This is a genomic window from Actinoplanes sp. NPDC021490 (genome assembly GCF_055562135.1).
This window is the reverse complement of sequence record NZ_JBVHFW010000010.1, coordinates 249068-265720: the sequence shown is the minus strand read 5'-3', so window position 1 is coordinate 265720 and position 16653 is coordinate 249068. Positions and strand designations below refer to the sequence as shown.

At 70.6% G+C, this 16653-nt stretch carries 17 protein-coding genes; 8 read left to right on the top strand and 9 right to left on the bottom strand.

The window, feature by feature from the left end; genetic code table 11:
- Window positions 1-102: 102 nt before the first annotated feature.
- Both ACZ3I4_RS26215 and ACZ3I4_RS26210 read right to left on the bottom strand, forming a co-directional pair.
- Entirely contained in the window at window positions 103-648 is a 546-nt protein-coding gene (locus ACZ3I4_RS26215; RefSeq protein WP_465384659.1) for a hypothetical protein, read from the bottom strand.
- Window positions 649-662: 14 nt separating this feature from the next.
- Complete coding sequence (locus ACZ3I4_RS26210) at window positions 663-2003, bottom strand: glycosyltransferase (protein ID WP_465384658.1); 1341 nt, start codon at window positions 2001-2003, stop codon at window positions 663-665.
- 528 nt (window positions 2004-2531) lie between these two features.
- On the opposite strand from ACZ3I4_RS26210, the gene ACZ3I4_RS26205 reads away from it, so the two are divergent.
- The 4 genes from ACZ3I4_RS26205 (at window position 2532) to ACZ3I4_RS26190 (ending at window position 4848) form a co-directional block, all read left to right on the top strand.
- Window positions 2532-2789 (top strand): hypothetical protein, encoded by a 258-nt coding sequence (locus ACZ3I4_RS26205; RefSeq protein WP_465384657.1) that lies wholly within the window; start codon window positions 2532-2534, stop codon window positions 2787-2789.
- Between the two features lie 109 nt (window positions 2790-2898).
- Entirely contained in the window at window positions 2899-3150 is a 252-nt protein-coding gene (locus tag ACZ3I4_RS26200; protein WP_465384656.1) for a hypothetical protein, read from the top strand.
- A 120-nt stretch (window positions 3151-3270) separates the two neighbouring features.
- Window positions 3271-3765: a hypothetical protein gene (locus tag ACZ3I4_RS26195; protein ID WP_465384655.1), complete on the top strand. Its 495-nt coding sequence runs from the start codon at window positions 3271-3273 to the stop codon at window positions 3763-3765.
- 267 nt (window positions 3766-4032) lie between these two features.
- The gene (locus ACZ3I4_RS26190) at window positions 4033-4848 is read left to right on the top strand and encodes a tetratricopeptide repeat protein (protein WP_465384654.1); all 816 of its coding nucleotides are present in this window, start codon (window positions 4033-4035) and stop codon (window positions 4846-4848) included.
- 188 nt (window positions 4849-5036) lie between these two features.
- On the opposite strand, the gene ACZ3I4_RS26185 is transcribed toward ACZ3I4_RS26190, so the two are convergent.
- Complete coding sequence (locus ACZ3I4_RS26185) at window positions 5037-5693, bottom strand: TetR/AcrR family transcriptional regulator (protein ID WP_465384653.1); 657 nt, start codon at window positions 5691-5693, stop codon at window positions 5037-5039.
- Between the two features lie 48 nt (window positions 5694-5741).
- On the opposite strand from ACZ3I4_RS26185, the gene ACZ3I4_RS26180 reads away from it, so the two are divergent.
- Window positions 5742-6698 (top strand): zinc-binding dehydrogenase, encoded by a 957-nt coding sequence (locus ACZ3I4_RS26180; protein WP_465384652.1) that lies wholly within the window; start codon window positions 5742-5744, stop codon window positions 6696-6698.
- 120 nt (window positions 6699-6818) lie between these two features.
- A complete protein-coding gene (locus tag ACZ3I4_RS26175; RefSeq protein WP_465384651.1) occupies window positions 6819-8228 on the top strand; it encodes a glycoside hydrolase family 6 protein in 1410 nt (469 codons plus the stop codon).
- A gap of 54 nt (window positions 8229-8282) precedes the next feature.
- Here ACZ3I4_RS26175 and ACZ3I4_RS26170 read toward each other — a convergent pair whose 3' ends face one another.
- Entirely contained in the window at window positions 8283-8582 is a 300-nt protein-coding gene (locus ACZ3I4_RS26170) for a hypothetical protein (protein ID WP_465384650.1), read from the bottom strand.
- 78 nt (window positions 8583-8660) lie between these two features.
- On the opposite strand from ACZ3I4_RS26170, the gene ACZ3I4_RS26165 reads away from it, so the two are divergent.
- The gene (locus ACZ3I4_RS26165; RefSeq protein ID WP_465384649.1) at window positions 8661-9680 is read left to right on the top strand and encodes an aldo/keto reductase; all 1020 of its coding nucleotides are present in this window, start codon (window positions 8661-8663) and stop codon (window positions 9678-9680) included.
- Here ACZ3I4_RS26165 and ACZ3I4_RS26160 read toward each other — a convergent pair.
- The 4 genes from ACZ3I4_RS26160 to ACZ3I4_RS26145 form a co-directional block, all read right to left on the bottom strand.
- Window positions 9677-11788 (bottom strand): sensor histidine kinase, encoded by a 2112-nt coding sequence (locus ACZ3I4_RS26160; protein WP_465384648.1) that lies wholly within the window; start codon window positions 11786-11788, stop codon window positions 9677-9679. The genes ACZ3I4_RS26165 and ACZ3I4_RS26160 overlap by 4 nt on opposite strands.
- Before the next feature lie 39 nt (window positions 11789-11827).
- Window positions 11828-12328: a cupin domain-containing protein gene (locus ACZ3I4_RS26155; RefSeq protein WP_465384647.1), complete on the bottom strand. Its 501-nt coding sequence runs from the start codon at window positions 12326-12328 to the stop codon at window positions 11828-11830.
- A gap of 20 nt (window positions 12329-12348) precedes the next feature.
- Entirely contained in the window at window positions 12349-13296 is a 948-nt protein-coding gene (locus ACZ3I4_RS26150) for an NADP-dependent oxidoreductase (protein WP_465384646.1), read from the bottom strand.
- A 134-nt stretch (window positions 13297-13430) separates the two neighbouring features.
- Window positions 13431-14831 (bottom strand): DUF4407 domain-containing protein, encoded by a 1401-nt coding sequence (locus ACZ3I4_RS26145; protein WP_465384645.1) that lies wholly within the window; start codon window positions 14829-14831, stop codon window positions 13431-13433.
- A gap of 214 nt (window positions 14832-15045) precedes the next feature.
- Here ACZ3I4_RS26145 and ACZ3I4_RS26140 point away from each other — a divergent pair, with 214 nt between their 5' ends.
- Window positions 15046-15249 (top strand): hypothetical protein, encoded by a 204-nt coding sequence (locus tag ACZ3I4_RS26140; protein ID WP_465384644.1) that lies wholly within the window; start codon window positions 15046-15048, stop codon window positions 15247-15249.
- 82 nt (window positions 15250-15331) lie between these two features.
- On the opposite strand, the gene ACZ3I4_RS26135 is transcribed toward ACZ3I4_RS26140, so the two are convergent.
- Window positions 15332-16540, bottom strand: a complete 1209-nt coding sequence (locus ACZ3I4_RS26135; protein ID WP_465384643.1) for an MFS transporter — start codon at window positions 16538-16540, stop codon at window positions 15332-15334.
- Between the last annotated feature and the right edge of the window lie 113 nt (window positions 16541-16653).

Sequence of the window (16653 nt, the reverse complement as noted above, 5' to 3'; positions counted from 1 at the left end):
CCTACAACTGGGGGTTTATCCCCGTGTGGCGCCGTAGCATTGTAAATTGCCAAGGGGCGGGGGTCCGACCCGGGGTTGGCCCGCGGGCCGCCGGCCCGGGCCTCAGCGCCGGGAAAGCATCATCACCAGGTCGGGAGAAGCGACCTCACCGAGCGGGACATCGGACACCTCGAGCTGGTCGGCCCACAGCATTCGCATCTGCCTCCGCAGCGAGCCGGTCAGCTCCTGCCGGTAATCGAGGTCGAACAGTTCCAGGGCCTCGATCTGCCTCTCCAGCGCGACCCGCTTGATCGGAAGATTCGCGACGGCATCCTCGTAGCGTTGCCGCGCCCGCAATTTCAGCTGCTCGCAGCGGTCGCGAGCGCCGGCCCGGATCCGCTCGGCCTCCCGGCGCGCTTCGGCGAGTTCGCGCTCGGCCCGGTGGCGGACGCCGGCGGCCTCGCTGATGGCCTCGCCACGACTGCGCGCCGCCGTCGCCTGCGCCTCGGCGAGAGCGTCTTCGGCGGCGGTGCGGATCTGTTCGGCGTACAGCCGGGCCTCTTGCCTGATCTCCCCGGCCTGGCACCGGGCGTCCTCCCGGATCTTGCGCGCAAGCTCCTCCGCGGCGGCGACATGGGCCTCGGCTGTGCGCCGGGCCAGGTCCCCCACCTCCCGGTCGCCCCTCACGACTTCGTCTTCTCGGACATGTAGCCGCTGTAGTACACCGTGCTGGCTTCGGCCACCGACGCCGCATGGGAACGGGCCGTACGGAGTTCCCGGTCCGACCGGCTGAGGGCCCGGTGCGGAAGGAGGGCGATGTACTTGGTCAGGCCGACGCCGAACAGGTTGTAGGCCGCTTCCACCGGAGTCAGCAGGAACCAGGTCCACAACTTCTCCGACCGTTCCAGTTCCGGCCGGGCGTTCAGATAGAGGCCGGCCCGGGCGTAGCGCACCAGCAGGTACAACGTTCCGTAGAGAATCAGCCAGGGCACGGGCAGCGTCCCGCTCCAGGCGGCCTCGACGAGAAGCACGATCCCGCATCCCACCCACACCGGACCGGCCAGCAGGCGCAGCAGCACGAGCAGGCGCGTACGGGCCTGACCCCCGGCCGGTGAATTGGCCGGCAGCCGCCACCACGCGATCGCCGATCGCATCAGCTGCCGGTAGACGCCCGCCACGCCGGCCGGCGCCCTGGTCCAGGCGATCGCCTCGTGCACGGCGACCACGTCGCCCTCGACGTGCGGATACATCGCCAGGCAATGATCGTCGCCGTCGGCCGGGGCCAGATGGCCGCGCTCGCGTTCGAACAGGACGGCGGCACGATAGACGGCCAGCGCGCCCGGAGCGATCTGCACCGCGTGCAGCACCGACCGGCCCGCCGGGCGCATGGCGCGGGTGCCGGTGTTCAGGTCGACCAGCCGGGTCAGCATGTTCTGCCGGGCGTTGCGCATGGCCACCATCGCCGTGGTCGCCATGACGTTCGGCCGCGAGAACTCCCGGAGCTGGTACTCGATCGCCCGCTCGTCGAGCACGCAGCTGCCGTCGACGGTCAGGACGAAGTCCCACTCCCCCGGATCGAGACGCTCGAGAACGTAGAGCTGGGCGGCCCGCCGGCCACCGTTGGCCTTCCGGTGCCAGCGGACACGCGGGTGCGGGAAGGGCTGCACCGGCGACCGAGTGGATCCGTCGTCGACGACATGGACCTCGTCGACAACGACACGGCTCTGGTTGAGGATCGACCAGATGCAGGCGCGCAGGTCCTCCTCGTTCTGCTCGTGCACACCGACGATGGCGACCACCCGGCCCGGCACGACGCCCGGCCGGGGCCGGCGCGCCGGCCTGGTCAAGGGGTACAAGAAATAGATCAAAACGCCGTTGCTGATCCACCAGAAGGCGAGCAGAGCCGGGTGGTCGATCCGCCCCCGGAGGTACCAGGCGGCGGCGACTAGAGAGACGAGAAAAGCGCCGGCGATCAGCGTGCCGATCAGCAGGATTCGCCGGGAAGCGAGTTTTTCAGACCACACCAGAACTCCTCAGCAGGGCTTCTCTCAGAATGTGCAGGTCCGGCGGTGAGCCGATTGCCGCCAACGGCTGGACGGGGCGACGGCACGAGCGGCTCAGTATGGTGACGATCGGGCGAGGACAAAGGAAACCCTGCCGGCCGACGTTCGCACGAAAGTGCACCGCCGTGATGCCTCTCCACGGCCGCGCTCATCCGATCGGTCAGCCGCCGCTAATCCCTTCTCTGACGCGACCGCACCCGGCGACCGAAGTCGGGCGTCGGCGGCTGCGCGTTTTACCTCCTGCAAGAAGCGGTTCACCAGCGATCGGTGCAACATCGCCTGTCAGCAAGCCCGTAACCGGCGGCGCCGCCGGCGGCGAGCCGGCGAAACCGATATCGCGGCGCGAACCCGCCGGGGGTTCCCCACGTCCCCCGTGAGGGAACCCCCGGTTGCGGCGCGGCCGGACACGACCAAGAAACACGCTTCATTGATCAGAATGGCTCACCACATGGCAGGCGAACGATGATCGCACCCGGCAACGAAGGCGTCATGCTGACGCTCGCCCTCGGTTTCCTCCTGTCCAGCGCGTACGCGTTCGGCCGGATCCATCAATGGCACAAGCGTGGCCTCGAACGGGATCAGGCGTATCGCACCGGATACGACAACGCATCTCGGTCGATCATGAACATGATGACGGACCGGCACCCCGTTGATTCTATTTATCGAACGCCCTCGACGCCGCCCGATCAAGGTTATCGAATTCCTCATGACCGGTCGTCGTCCTATTCCTTGAATCAGGGCGCATAAGCCCTCCGAATTACTCGGCCGATCGGCCAGTAATTCCGGCCCCAAGTTGCGCCACGGGAAAACCCAGGTCGTATTTCGCTCGTATCGGCCGGGACTCTAGGGTCAGGGAATGCCGATCGGTAACAGTGGCTTCCTGCAGACCATCGCGTGGGTCGTGCTTTCGATGCTGTGCGCGTACGGCGGTGGACGCATTCATCAGTGGTACATGCACGGCATGGACCGTGACCGGGCTTTCCGCGAGGGGTATGCGCACGGGTATCAGGCTCTCTTCCACCTCGCCGCCCGAGGCTCCCGGCGCGCGGCCGGCCCGGATCGGCCGGAGGCCCGCGCCGAACACCTCTCCGACGCGCCGACCGACTGACTCCTTTTGCCATTCATCCGTTGGCGCTACCTGTGCGTGTCGCGTCGTCGTGGCGGGCCGGCCGGCGTGCTCTTCTGATCTTGCGGAAAGTTCCGCAGGTTCTCGATAAGGAGCACGTTGGTGAACAACGCAATGCGCGTCATCCCGATGGTCGGCCTCGGTGTGCTGGCCGGTATCACGATCGGCGCCGGGCCCGTCCAGGCGGCCGGCGCCACCGCGCAGACGGACGGCAAGTCCGCGGCCCGGCAGCACATCGGCCGCGACGACGTCGTCGGCTATTTCCGGTCCCCGGCGACCTGCGAGTTCGCCGGTCACATCGGTGAGCGGCAGGGTCAGTGGTACGACTTCGACTGTGAGTTCGTGCACGCCGGCCTCCGTCGTGGCGGCTGGGTGCTCATGGCCGAGCGGATCCCGAGCTGGCGGATGCACGGCCACCACAAGTCCGACAAGCCCAGGGACGTCAAGGGCGACGGTTACGGCAAGCCGCAGGGCAACAAGGACGACGGCTACACCAAGCCGCAGGGCAACAAGGACGACAAGGGCGCCAAGCCGCAGGACACCAAGGACGACGGCTACACCAAGCCGCAGACCGCCCCCGACAAGGACGGCTACTGATCGCACATCCTCGCGGGTGAGTACGTCGCCCGCGAGCGGGGCAGGCGATAGCTGAATCGCCGGGTCCAGGTCATTTCCGTTGCCGGGTATGCCATTTGGCGTGCCCGGCGACGACTATTCGCGGCACGCAACGGCTCAGGCTGTCCGGGCGGGAAGCGGCCGCAGGGCGAGTTCGCGCAGATGTTCCCGCACCTGCTGGACGGCCGGCAGGGTCGCGGCGGCCGTCGCAGCCCCCTACGGCCGGAGCGGTTCCGTTATCGTCGATGGATGAGCGAGCAGGCTCTCTACCGCGACAGCGACCACGCGATCTCGCTCTACCATCAGGGCCGCTACACCGAGGCCCTGGCCATCCAGCAGCGTGTCCTGGCCGAGTCGGAGCGGCTGCTCGGGCCCGACCACATCGACACCATCGCGCGGATGAGCTACGTGGCGATCAGCCTGTGGGCGCTGGGCCGCTACCGGGAGGCGTTCGGCCGGCAGACCGAGGCCTTCGACGCCTCCGTACGGGTGCTCGGCCTGGACCATCCCGACACCATGGCGACGCTGAACAACCTGGCCATGATCTCGTCGAAGCTGCCCGGCACGACCGGCGCGACCCGGCTCAACGAGGTTCTCCTGCAGACGAGGGAACGCGTCCAGGGCCCCGGCCATCCCGACGTCCTGCCCGCCGCGATCAACCTGGCCGCGAGCTACACCGACGACGGGCGCCACGAGGAATCGCTGGCCACCAGCAACCGGGCCCTCGAGATGGCGGACAAGAGCCTCGGCCCCGAGCATCCGACCACCTTGACCATCCGCAACAACGTGGCCGTGTCGACCAGCAAGCTGTACGGCCCGGCCCGGGCGATCGGCCTGCACGAGGCCACCTTGAGCACGCGCCGGCGGGTGCTCGGCCCCAATCACCCCGACACGCTGCAGAGCGGCCACAACCTCGGCGTCTGCTACCGCGAGGCCGGAAACCGCGAGCAGTCGGCCGAGCTGCTGACCGACACCCTCCGGCGCCTCGAACAGACGCTCGGCCCCCGCCACCCCACCACGGTCAAGTGCCGCACGAGCCTGGCCCGAACCGTGAACGGCACCTGACCGCGCCTTACCCGGGTCGCACCTGACGGACTATCTGGGCCTCGCACAGGGCGTTGACCTCCGCCAGGTCGGGCAGTCCGGAGGCCGGTCCGGCAGTGCTGGTGTCCGCCGCTCGCTCGTCCAGCTCGTCGGCTACGGCCGTGAACGCGGTGCGCAACGCGGCATCGGTCGCATCGGTCGCTCCCCCCTCACGTACGCCGGCCGGGGGCCGGCTTGTGCTCGTTGAGGATGCCGGGGACGACCCGGGCCGGGGCGGGCAGGGTGGTGGTCGCGGGTGAGGCGCGCAGGGCGTCGAGGGCCAGCGCCGCGAACCGGCGGGCCGCCGCGGCCCGGACGCCGGGCGGGGCGGTCCACAGGCCGCGGCCGGCCATCAGCACGAGGATCAGATCGTCCAGCACGAAGTCGGCGCGCAACGAGCCGGCCTCCTGCGCGCGCCGGCCGAGCAGCCCCAGCGACTGCAGCATGCTCGCGCGATGCGCCGCGAAGCCGGCCGCGCCCGGGTACGACGACAGGAACGCGTCGACGAACCCCTGATTCCGCGCGTTGAGCTCGATGATCTCCGTGACGATCGTGCACAGGCCGCGCCACGGGTCGGCGTCGGCGCATCCGTCCCGCACGATGGCGCTGCAGGCCCGCAGTTCGTCGGTGAACGCCTCGTCGACCAGCGCCTGCTTGGTTGGGAACCGCCGGTAGAGGGTCGCGGGCCCGACCTCGGCGCGGCGGGCGATCTCGCGCATCGGCACGTCGAGCCCGCGCTCGGAGAAGACGGCGCGGGCCGCCTCGAGCAGGCGGTCGCGGTTGTCGCGGGCGTCCGAGCGCAGCAAGCGAGGCAAACCGTCGGCCATGGCTCTCACTTTAGCGAAGTGGACGGGGGCGTCCACTACGGTCGCGGCATGAAAGCTGTCAGCATCCAGAAGTTCGGTGACCCCAGCGGCATGGCGTTGATCGATGTCCCCGAGCCGGAGGCCGGGCCGGGACAGGTGCTGGTCCGCACCGAGGCGATCGGCGTCGGCGGTGTCGACGCCGTGATCCGCCGAGGCACCCTGGGCGGCCTGGGTTTCCGCGCGGGGATCATCGCCGGCAGCGAGGCGGCCGGCCGGGTGGTCGCGGCGGGTGAGGGGGTCGGCCCGGACTGGATCGGCCGGGACGTCTGGGCGTTCACCGGCATGGGTGGCGCCTACGCCGAATACGTGGTGGCCCGCATCGAGGACGTGACCGCCCTGCCCGGCGGCCTCTCTCCCACCGACGCGGTGGCGCTGGGCAGCGCCGGTCCGGTGGCCCACTTCGCGCTGGCCCACGCGCACTTCGGGGTGGGCGAGTCGCTGCTGATCCGGGGCGCGGCCGGAAGCATCGGCGTCACGGCCGTCCAGATCGCCGCGGCCGCCTCGGCCAAGACGATCGCCGTGACCACGTCGTCGCCCGCGCGCGGGGAACGTCTGCGCGAACTGGGCGCCACGGACATCCTGGACCGCTCGGGCGCCACCTCCGACGAGTTCGACGTCGTGCTCGACGTCATCGGCGGCCCGGACATGCCCTCGTTCCTCGACAAGCTGGCCGACAACGGCCGCCTGGTCTCGCTGGGCGTCGTCGCCGGCTACCCGCCCGAGGACTTCGGCGCCCGGCTGATCGCCTCGTTCCTGCGGTCCCGCTCGTTCGCCACGTTCAGCCTCAACACGGTGCCCGAGCCGGCCCGCAATGCGATCCGGGCGGCCCAGTTCGCGGCCGCGGTCCGGGGCGAGCTGACCGCGGTGGTGGACGAGGTTCTGCCGTTCGCGCGGGCGGCCGAGGCGCACCGCCGGATGGACGAGGGCCGGGTCTTCGGCCGCATCGTCCTGGCCGTCGAGGGCTGAAACGGCGGCGCGGCGGCACGGCCAGAGATCGATCGGGACCGCTTGGTTGCTCGAGCTGAGCTGCGGGGTTACCGTTCGGGAGCGCTCCCAAACCGGACGTCCCCTTCGGAAGGAAGCACCTTGTCCCCCACAGTTTCCGCACGCTCCCGACGACTGAGCCTCGTCACCGCCTCGGTCGTGTGCGCCGCGACCGGCGTCTGGCTCGCCACCGGCTCGGCCTCGGCCGGCACGCTCTCCGGCACCCTCTACCGCGACCCGGACACCGCCGTCGCGAGATGGGTGTCGGCCAACCCCAACGATTCCCGTACGTCGCTGATCAGCTCGCGGATCGCGAGCCAGCCGGCCACGCGCTGGTTGTCGAACTTCAACATCGGCACCGTCGAGTCCGAGGTTTCCGCTTACGTCGGCGCGGCGGCCGGGGCCGGGCAGGTTCCGGCCCTGACCGTCTACGGCATTCCGAACCGCGACTGCGGCGGCGCCAGCGCGGGCGGCGCCCCCGATCTCAGCCAGTACCAGACCTGGGTCGGCGGCATCGCCCGTGGCCTGGCCGGCCGGACCACGATCATCGCGCTCGAGCCCGACTCGATCGCCCTGCAGACGTGCCTCAGCGGCAGCGAGATCACCGCCCGCAATCAGGCGCTCGCGACCGCCACCCGGACCCTCAAGGCGGCCGGGGCCAAGGTCTATCTGGACGGCGGGCACTCGGCCTGGAACAGCGGGGCCGAGCAGGCCCGCCGGCTGGCCGACGCGGGTGTCGCCGACGCCGACGGCTTCTACACCAACGCCTCGAACTTCCAGTCGACCGCGAACGAGACCGCGTTCGGCCGGTCGGTCCTCAGCGCGCTGTCCGGCCGGGGCATCACCGGCAAGCGGCAGGTCATCGACACCAGCCGCAACGGCGGAGCGGCCGGCGACTGGTGCGGCGACGACAACTCCGACCGGCGGATCGGGCGCTACCCCACGCTCGCCACCGGGGATGCGAACATCGACGCCTACCTGTGGATCAAGCCGCCCGGCGAGGCCGACGGCTGCCGGTACGCGGCCGGCTCGTTCCAGCCCGACCTGGCCGCGAGCCTGGCCACCGGCGCCGCGGTCCCGCCGACGACCACCCCGCCCGCCACCACGCCTCCGGTCACGACACCTCCCGCCACCACACCTCCCGTCACCACACCGCCCGTCACCACACCTCCCGTCACCACACCGCCCGTCACCACACCTCCCGTCACCACACCGCCGGCCGGCGCCTGCGGCGCGACCTACGTGACGTCGAGTTCGTGGACGGGCGGCTTCCAGGGCCAGGTCACGGTGCGCGCGGGCGGCAGCGCGGTCAGCGGCTGGTCGGTCTCCTGGACCGTGGCCGCCGGCCAGTCGGTGAGCCAGGTCTGGGGCGGCGTCCTGTCGGTGAACGGATCGACGGTCACCGTGCGCAACGCGGCCTGGAACGGTTCGCTCCAGCCCGGCGCGACGGCCGAGTTCGGCTTCATCGCCTCGGGCACGCCGGGCACGCCCGGCCTGACATGCACGGCCTGACCGCCCGGCTCTGATGCCACGGCCCGGTGGCCGCAACGCCACCGGGCCGGCGGCTCATCGCACCGGCAGATTCACCCGGCGGCCCATGCCGACCTTCGGGGCGGCGGTGTCGGTCACCATCGCGTAGGCGCCCGCCGGCACCCCCTTGCGGACCGCCACCCGGGAGGCCGCGGTCAGCAGCGTCCGCTCGCTCGCGCCGGCGATGAAGAAGACGTAGTCGTCGCCGACCTCCTCACCGTCCTCGTACTCCTCGAGGCCGAACTCCTCCTCCAGATCGATCAGGAAGTCGCCGACGTCATCGATCCATTCGTCGTCCGCGGTCACCGGGAAGTGGATCTCCACCATCACTGCCATGCCGATGATGATTCAGCACCGGCCGGCGCCTCCCGCACCGAGGGTTTGAGGTGCTTCCCGGACGGTATTAGGCCAGGCATGGAATACCGCACGCTCGGGCGCAGTGGATGCGCCGTCTCCTCGCTCTGCCTGGGCACGATGACCTTCGGCAACGAATCCGACGAAAAGGTCTCCCACGCTCAGCTCGACCGATTCGTCGAGGCCGGCGGCACGTTCGTGGACACCGCGGACGTGTACACGGCCGGCGAGTCGGAACGGATCATCGGACGCTGGCTGTCCTCGCGACCGGCCGACGTCACCGAACCGGTCGTGCTCGCCACCAAGGGCCGGTTCCCGATGGCCTCCGACCCCAACGGCGCCGGACTGTCGGCCCGGCATCTGACCCGCGCGCTCGACGCCTCGCTGAGCCGGCTCGGTGTCGAAGCGGTCGACCTCTATCAGGCCCACGCATGGGACGCGTTCACTCCGCTCGAGGAGACGCTGCGCACCCTGGACGGTTTCGTCCGGGCCGGCAAGATCCGCTACTACGGTTTCTCGAACTTCACCGGCTGGCAGCTGACCAAGGCGGTCTCCCTGGCGCAGGCGCTCGGGCTGACCGGTCCGGTCAGCCTCCAGCCGCAGTACAACCTGCTGGTCCGCGAGACCGAATACGAGATCGTCCCGGCCGCCCTCGACGCCGGCCTGGGCATGCTGCCGTGGAGCCCGCTCGGCGGCGGCTGGCTGACCGGAAAGTATCAGCGCGACCAGCGGCCCACCGGCGCCACCCGCCTCGGCGACAACCCGGAGCGGGGTATGGAGGCGTACGACAAGCGCAACACCGCCCGTACGTGGGATGTGGTCGAAGCCGTGCAGAGCATCGCCGAGGCCCGCGGCGTGTCGATGGCCGAGGTGGCCCTGGCCTGGGTGACCGACCGGCCCGGCGTGACCTCGACGATCCTGGGCGCGCGGACACTCGACCAGCTCGAGACCAACCTCGCGGCGGCCGGGCTGCACCTGACCGCCGAGGAGACCAGCGCCCTGGACGAGGCGAGCGACCCCCGGCCCAACGACTACCCGTACGGACCGCTCGGCATCCAGCAGCGCAGCAGAACCATCTAACCTGTGCGGTGCGGCGACGTGTCCATGCCGTGCGCCTTGAGGCCGGCCCGGCTGAACCCGGCGCACGGCTTCGGCGCGTCGCCGGCCGCCCCCGGGGGAACGATCACCAGGAAGGCGGCTCCGCGCGGCTCGTTCGGCTCGTAGCTGACGTCGAGCCCGCTGGCCTGGGCGAGCTGCCGCACCAGATAGAGGCCGAGCCCGGTGCCGGACGTGGTGGTCGCGACCCCGCTGTCGGCCCGGGCGAACCGGTCGAACAGGCGGGGCACGAACTGCTCCGGCACGCCCTCGCCGTGGTCGGCGACCCGGATCTCGACATGGTCGTGGCGGTTCGTCACAGTCACCACGATCGGGGGCTCGCCGTACTTGGTGGCGTTGGTGATCAGGTTGCCCAGGATCAGTTCGAGCAGCTTGCGGTCGGCGAGCCCGCTGGTCTGGTCCGGGGCGACGACGGCGATCGGCGTGGCCTCGCCGGCCTGGTGGGCACGGACGACCGTACGAACCAGCTGGGCCAGATCGAGTCCGGCCGGCCGGGCGCGCATGGCCCCGGCATCCAGCCGGGCCAGCGTGAGGACGTCGTTGACCAGATCGCTGGCCCGGTGACCGGCGGCCGTGATGCGGGCGACGTCGCTGTGCTTGTCCTGCTCGGAGGAGACGTCCCAATCCTCGATGAGCAGCTCGCCGAGCCCCACGATCTTGGTCAGCGGCTGCTGGACGTCGTGGCTGAGCATGGCGATGAAGTCGGCCAGGTTGGCGTTGGCTTCCTGCAGTTGCTGGGCGCGTTGCGCGAGTTCGGCCTCGTTGGCCAGCTGGGCCCGTTGCAGCGCGTGGTGTTCGGTCATGTCGACAATCTGGGTGGCGAAGTAGGTCGGCCGCCCCTCGGCGTCCCGCAGCAGGGCGCTGGTCGTCGAGGCCTCGATGATGTGCCCGTCGGAGTGCACGAAGCGCTTCTCGAGGCGGAAACCGTCGGCCAGGCCGTCGAGACAGTCGCGGCCATGGGCCCGGGTCACCTCGACGTCGCCGGGATGGGTGATGTCGGCGTAGTGGCGGCCCACGAGGTCGGTCTCGGCCCGGCCGAACAGCTGGCAGGCGGCCGGGTTGACGCGGACGAACCGGCCCCCGGTGTCGGTGAGGGTCATGCCGATGGCGGCGTCGTCGAAAACCTTGCGGAACCGTTGCTCGCTGGTGGCCAGGTCCTGGCGGCTGCGCCGGGCGCGGGCGATGGCCACCACGACCAGCAGCCCGACCGCGGCGGCGCCGATCAGGGCGGCCCGGCCGGCGATCTCGTTGTTGGCGTGCGACGCATAGAGCACGTCCTCGCTGACGGTCGCGGACAGTTCCCAGGGAGTGCCCGCGATGGGAGTGGAGGAGTACCGCCACCACTGCCCGCCGGCCTGGTAGCGACCGTGTCGCCGCTGCTGGACGGCGGCCGCCAGCGGAGCATTCTCGCGGGTCAGCGTGGGAATCCCGGAATCCACGCGGCGGTTGGCGGCGACGATGCTGCCGGCCGAGTCGACCAGCTGGATCTGCGCCCCGGACAGCGACAGGGCGCTGCTCAGGTAGGCCGACAGCGGGCTCTCCCGGATGGCGACGGCGCCCGAGAACACTCGCCGGCCCGAGGCGGTCTCGAACGGCACGGCGAAGGCCACGACCGGTACGCCACGGACCGCCGACCGCACGACCGGCGACACCGCCGGGACACCGTCGCGCAGCGCGGTGCGCAGATGCGCGTACTGGGGAGTCAGATCCTGACCGATCACCGACGGGTCGGCCGGCGTCACCTGGATCGCCCGGCCCCGCTCGTCGAGCAGGACGGCGGCCGGATAGCCGAACCCGGCGACCGCCTGGGCGAACTGCGAGGCCCCGACCACCGGGCCGGTCAGCGACGCGTTGGCCTGCACGCGTTCCCGCTGGATGAGGTCGCCGGTGTAGCTGGTGACGAAGTCGCGCATCAGGGCGATGCGCAGCTCGAACCGTTGCGCGACCGCCTGGCGGCTGTTGTGTTGCTGCCACAACAGCCCGCCCGTCCCGGCCGCGCCCACCAGCACCCAGATCAGCAGCGGCAGAGCCGCGAATCGCCAATGGCTGAGCGCACCACGCGCAAACCGCATACTCCCTGATCGGCACCCGACCGGAAACCACTGAGCGAGTCAGAGGAACTCGCTCCGGTAGGCCGGGGCCAGCTCGGCCGCGCGGCGGCGCCGCTCCGCCTGCTCGTCCGGCGACAGCTGCGGCGGCGGCGCGTCCCGGCCCGCGACGACGTCACCGATCCGCATGAAGTACTCGTCCTGGCCGGCCGGGGTGCACATGCACAGCATGCGGGCCGGCGCACCCGAGACGTTGCGGAAGTTGTGCGGCGCGTTGGCCGGGATGTTGATGGTCGACCCGGCCCGTACGGTGTGCTTCTGGCCTCGGAACTGGAACTCGATCTCGCCCTCGAGGATCGTGAACATCTCCTCGAAGTCGTGCCGGTGCGGGGGCGGGCCGCCGCCGTCGGGGACCCGCATGTCGATCAGGCAGTACCGGCCCCCGGTCTGCTCGCCGGTGATCAGCATGCCGTAGGTGTTGCCGACCAGGGAGATGTAGGTCGTGGCCGGGTCGTCGGGGTCGGCCACGGTCAGCGAGCGGGCCGGATCGTCGTCGGGAATCATGATGGTGGGCTCCTCAGCAGTCAGGCGTTCGGCGCGACAATGACGATCTTGCCGCTGGGCACGGTGCCCGCGGCGGCCTCGGCGTGCAGGGCGGGCAGCCCGGCCAGCGGCACCCGCCGGGTGACCTCGACGCGCAGCTCACCCCGGTCGATCAGCTCGACCAGATGCGCCAGCTGCCCCGCGTCACTGCGAACGAACAGATCGATTCCCGGTACGCCGCGCTCCTCGTCGCTGGGTGCGGGCATCCACACCGTGGTGTTGACCAGGACCCCGCCCGTACGGATCAGCGTGAGCAACGCCGCCAGCGCAGCCGGCTCGATCGGCGCCAGATTGAGCACCACATCGACCGGCTCGCGCACCGCCGCAGTCACCTCCGTGCTCGTGTGATCGACAACCTCGTCGGCCCCCGCCGCCTCGACCCGGTCGCGGCTGCCCGGCCCGGCCGTGGCGATCACGTACGCCCCGGCCTGCTTGGCCAGCTGCACCGCATAACCCCCGACCGCCCCGCCCGCGCCGTTGACCAGCACCCGCTGCCCGGCCGTCAGCTTGGCGTGATCGAACAGCGCCTGCCAGGCGGTCAGCCCGACGACCGGCAGCGCGGCCGCGTCGGCCAGGGCAATGCTGGTCGGCGCCTTGGCCAGAATCCCGGCCGGAGCCACGACGTATTCGGCGGCGGCGCCGGCCTCGCCCATCGGCAGGAACCCGACGACCTGCTCACCGACCTGAAGGCCGGTCACCTCCGGACCGAGCGCGTCGACCGTGCCCGCGACGTCGATGCCGGGCGTGTGCGGCAGCGTCACCGGAATGGGCCCCTGCATGAACCCGCCCCGGATGTTCGCGTCGACGCCGTTGAACGAGGTCGCGGCGACCCGGATCCGCACCTGCCCGGCGCCGGGAACGGGCTGCTCGGCATCCTCGAACCGCAGGACGCCCGGATCACCGTACTCGTGGAAACGCACTGCTTTCATGGTCTTCGCCCTTCCTCAGATGCTTCGAACTCGAAGCACATACTGAGCATACGACGCTTCGAATTCGAAGCAAGCGATTACCGCTGTGGCGCCGGGCACAGCTTTCGGGCATGGTCAGTGGCGGCGGACGACGGTTAAGCGGTCGACGGGCGGGCGCCGGTCAGCATCGACTCCGCGTCGGCCTCATCCGCCCGCGCGACGAGCCGGTCGTACAGGGTGGGCGGGGCGATGTTCATCAAAAACTTGACCAGCACCGGCAGCACATCGATGAGGGTCAGAAGAATCACGAGCCCGAGATAGGCCAAGTTGAGAGACCCGTTGCTCGACGTCAGCCGGCCCAGCGCCTCGATACGGGCGAGGATGCCGGCGTTGTCGACGGAGGCCCGAGCATAGGCCACTTCCTCCGCGGTCAGCGTTTTCCGTAGCCGGTCGAGCTCGGCGTTGGTCACCGCGAGATTCTTGCTCGCGGCGACGCGTCGTGCTTCGGCAACCGGTCCGCTCGCAGCCCCGTAGGCAATCTGTTCTTCCTCGTCCGCCCGCTCCTCGAGCGCCGGAATCTGCGAGAACCGGGGGTCTTCCCGCAGCGCGGTGCCGTAGGTGGACCGGGCCTGCGCTTGCATCACCATGAGCTGGGACTCGATCTCCTGGTTGAAGATCCAGAGCACGAGCGGCGTCGAGATCGTCAATCCCAGCAGCATCGAGAGCGCGAGGCGAGGAATCACTGTCGCCAGGTTCTGCCACATCCGCTCCTGGCGATGGGCAATGGTGACCATCCAGCGGTCGATGTTCATAATCACCAGGCCCCAGCTCAGGCCGATCACCACAGCCGCCCAGATCGACATTCCGAGGGCAACCTTGCAGGTGAAGAGGACCGACACCGCGGCCATCGCCGCGGTCGTCAACACGGTTCCGCCCAGTCCGACGAATCGGCCGCGGTCACGGGGGCAGGCGGCCAGGATCGTCGAGTCGGCTCCCGACAACCACTGCATCAACCGGCTGACGCTCCGCACTACTGGCGGCCCCTGCGAGGCAGGCCTAAAGGTCAGGGCAGCCCGGGCGGCAGGATCGGGCTCAACTCGTTGCCGCGGAGCACCCACGGCGGCCTGCTCGGCGTTCACTTCCGGCAACGGCGGCGCGGCCTTGGCAGCGTGCGAAAGACTCGGGTCTACCAGCGGCTCGGCCGGCATCGCCGGCGCCGTCCTCGCCGGACGGCTGCTCTCGACATCGGCCGCGACTCGTGCCCACGCGTCAACCCATCGGCGATGATCCGGCTCACTCACCCCGCACGCTTGGGCGAACGTCAGCACGAAGTCCTTGGTCGGCAGCCTCTTACCGGTCAGCGCCTCGGAGATGCTGCTACGGGTGAGCCACAGCTCTCTGCGGCCGGCCTCGCGCTGTTCGGTGACCCAGCGTTCGATCTCCCGGTACGACTTCTTGCCCGCGTAGATCCGAAGCGTCTGGAGACACGCCGCGAGGTCTTCGAGGGTGCGCACGGCGTCCGGGTCGGCGCCGGCCTGCGGTGGCTGAGTCGTCACTGATGTCCGCCCGCTGTCTGAGATTGTCCGAAGAGGCGTCCGAGAGCATAGCTGCGCAGCTCAGCATGGTTGTCCGGCCACTGTCCGAACTGTCTGAACGGCTCCGCCAACCTGTCCGTCCGACGTCGGCCGGCTGTCCGATCATGGCGGCATTCCGGCTGACTTCGACCGAGCCTCATCGCCGGCCTGGAAGACACCCATCCAGACAGGCCTGATGGAAGCGGCCGCAGAAACCAGGCAGCGGCGAACCCACCTTCAGGAGGACAGCATGGCAACTTGGATCCCGGCCTTGATGGACTGGCTCGGCTACTTGACATCAGTACTGAAGCTGCTGACGGCGCTCATCTCGTTCGCGCTCGCGGCGGCTCTCGCCCGACGCCGGCTCCGGCGCCGCCGCATGACGGGACGTAAACGCTGAGCAACCGGTGGCCCGGCGCCCGCCAGGCGCCGGGCCACCGCGAACAGGCGGGCAGTTCGAGGGCGTGAGCCGTGGGGCGCGGTCAGCCGGTCTCGGCCGCGGCCTCGGCCGGGACGCCGGAGAACCTGGTGGTCAGGATGGCCGCGGTGCCGAGCAGGCCGCTCAGGCCGGCCACCGTCGCGGGCGGGAGGCCGGCCTCGACGGCGCCGCCGGCGGCCAGGAAGCCGAGGCCCTGGCAGGCCAGCAGGCCTGAGGCGGCCACTCCCATCGCGCGGCCGCGGAATTCCGGTGCGACCCGGCGTACGAAGATGGCGTTGAGCGGGACCAGGAACGAGGCGCCCGCGCCCGCCGCGGCCAGCAGGAGCAGCGCCACCGGCAAGCCCGGGTGGGCCAGCAGGGGCACCAGGGCCAGGGTGGACAGCAGGGCGGCCGGTCGCAGCAGGCGGTCGCGCCGGTCGGGGGTCAGGACGCGGGTCAGCAGGATCGCGCCCAGCAGGAAGCCGGCCGACGGCGCGGCGAGCAGCAGGCCGGCCTGCACCGGGCCGCCGCCGAGGGAGGCCGCGTACGGGTAGGCGATCGCCTCGGGGGCGAAGGAGAAGCCGCTGGCCACCCAGACCAGGGCCAGGCAGGGGCGCAGCCACGGGTCGGCCCGGATGTAGCGGATGCCGTCGCGGGACTGGGCCAGCAGCCGTTGCGGGCCGGTGTCGGCCAGGGCGGCCGGGCGGGCGGTGACACCGAGGGCGATCAGCGCCGCCGACAGCACGAACGTCGCCGCGTTGCCGAGCATGGACCAGACCGGGCCGATCGCCGCGACGACGATGCCGCCCGCGACGAAGCCGAGCAGCTGGCTCAGCTGGTGGGTGATGTTGCTCAGCCCGTTGCCGGTGATGTAGGCGTCGCCGGGCAGCACCTCGGGCATGATCGCCGCGCGGGCCGCCACGAACGGCGGGGAGAACAGGTGGGCCGTGTAGAGCAGCACGATCGCCACCCACAGCGGCAGGCCGGGCACGGTCACCAGGGCGATCAGCAGGGCGCGGGCGAGGTCGCCGCCGATCAGAACGGCCCGGCGGGGCAGCCGGTCGGCGTACGTGGAAAGGATCGGCCCGCCGAAAATCCCGGGCAACCAGGCGCTGGCGTAGGCGACCGCGGACAACAATGCCGAGTCCGTACGGTCGAAGACGAGCACGGCCACGGCCACCGCCGCCACCTGATCGCCCAGGTAGGACAGCACCTGACCGCCGTACAGGTAACGGAACTCGCGGTAGGTGAAGAGCTCTCGATAGGTCGCCATCACATAGGTGGGGCCGCGGGCGGCGCCGCCCGGGAGTCCAGGCGGCGCCTCCCCCCGTGCGCCTAGCCCCAGGTCGCTCCGCGGCGGCCCCAGGTCGCACCCGTGTTCGCAGT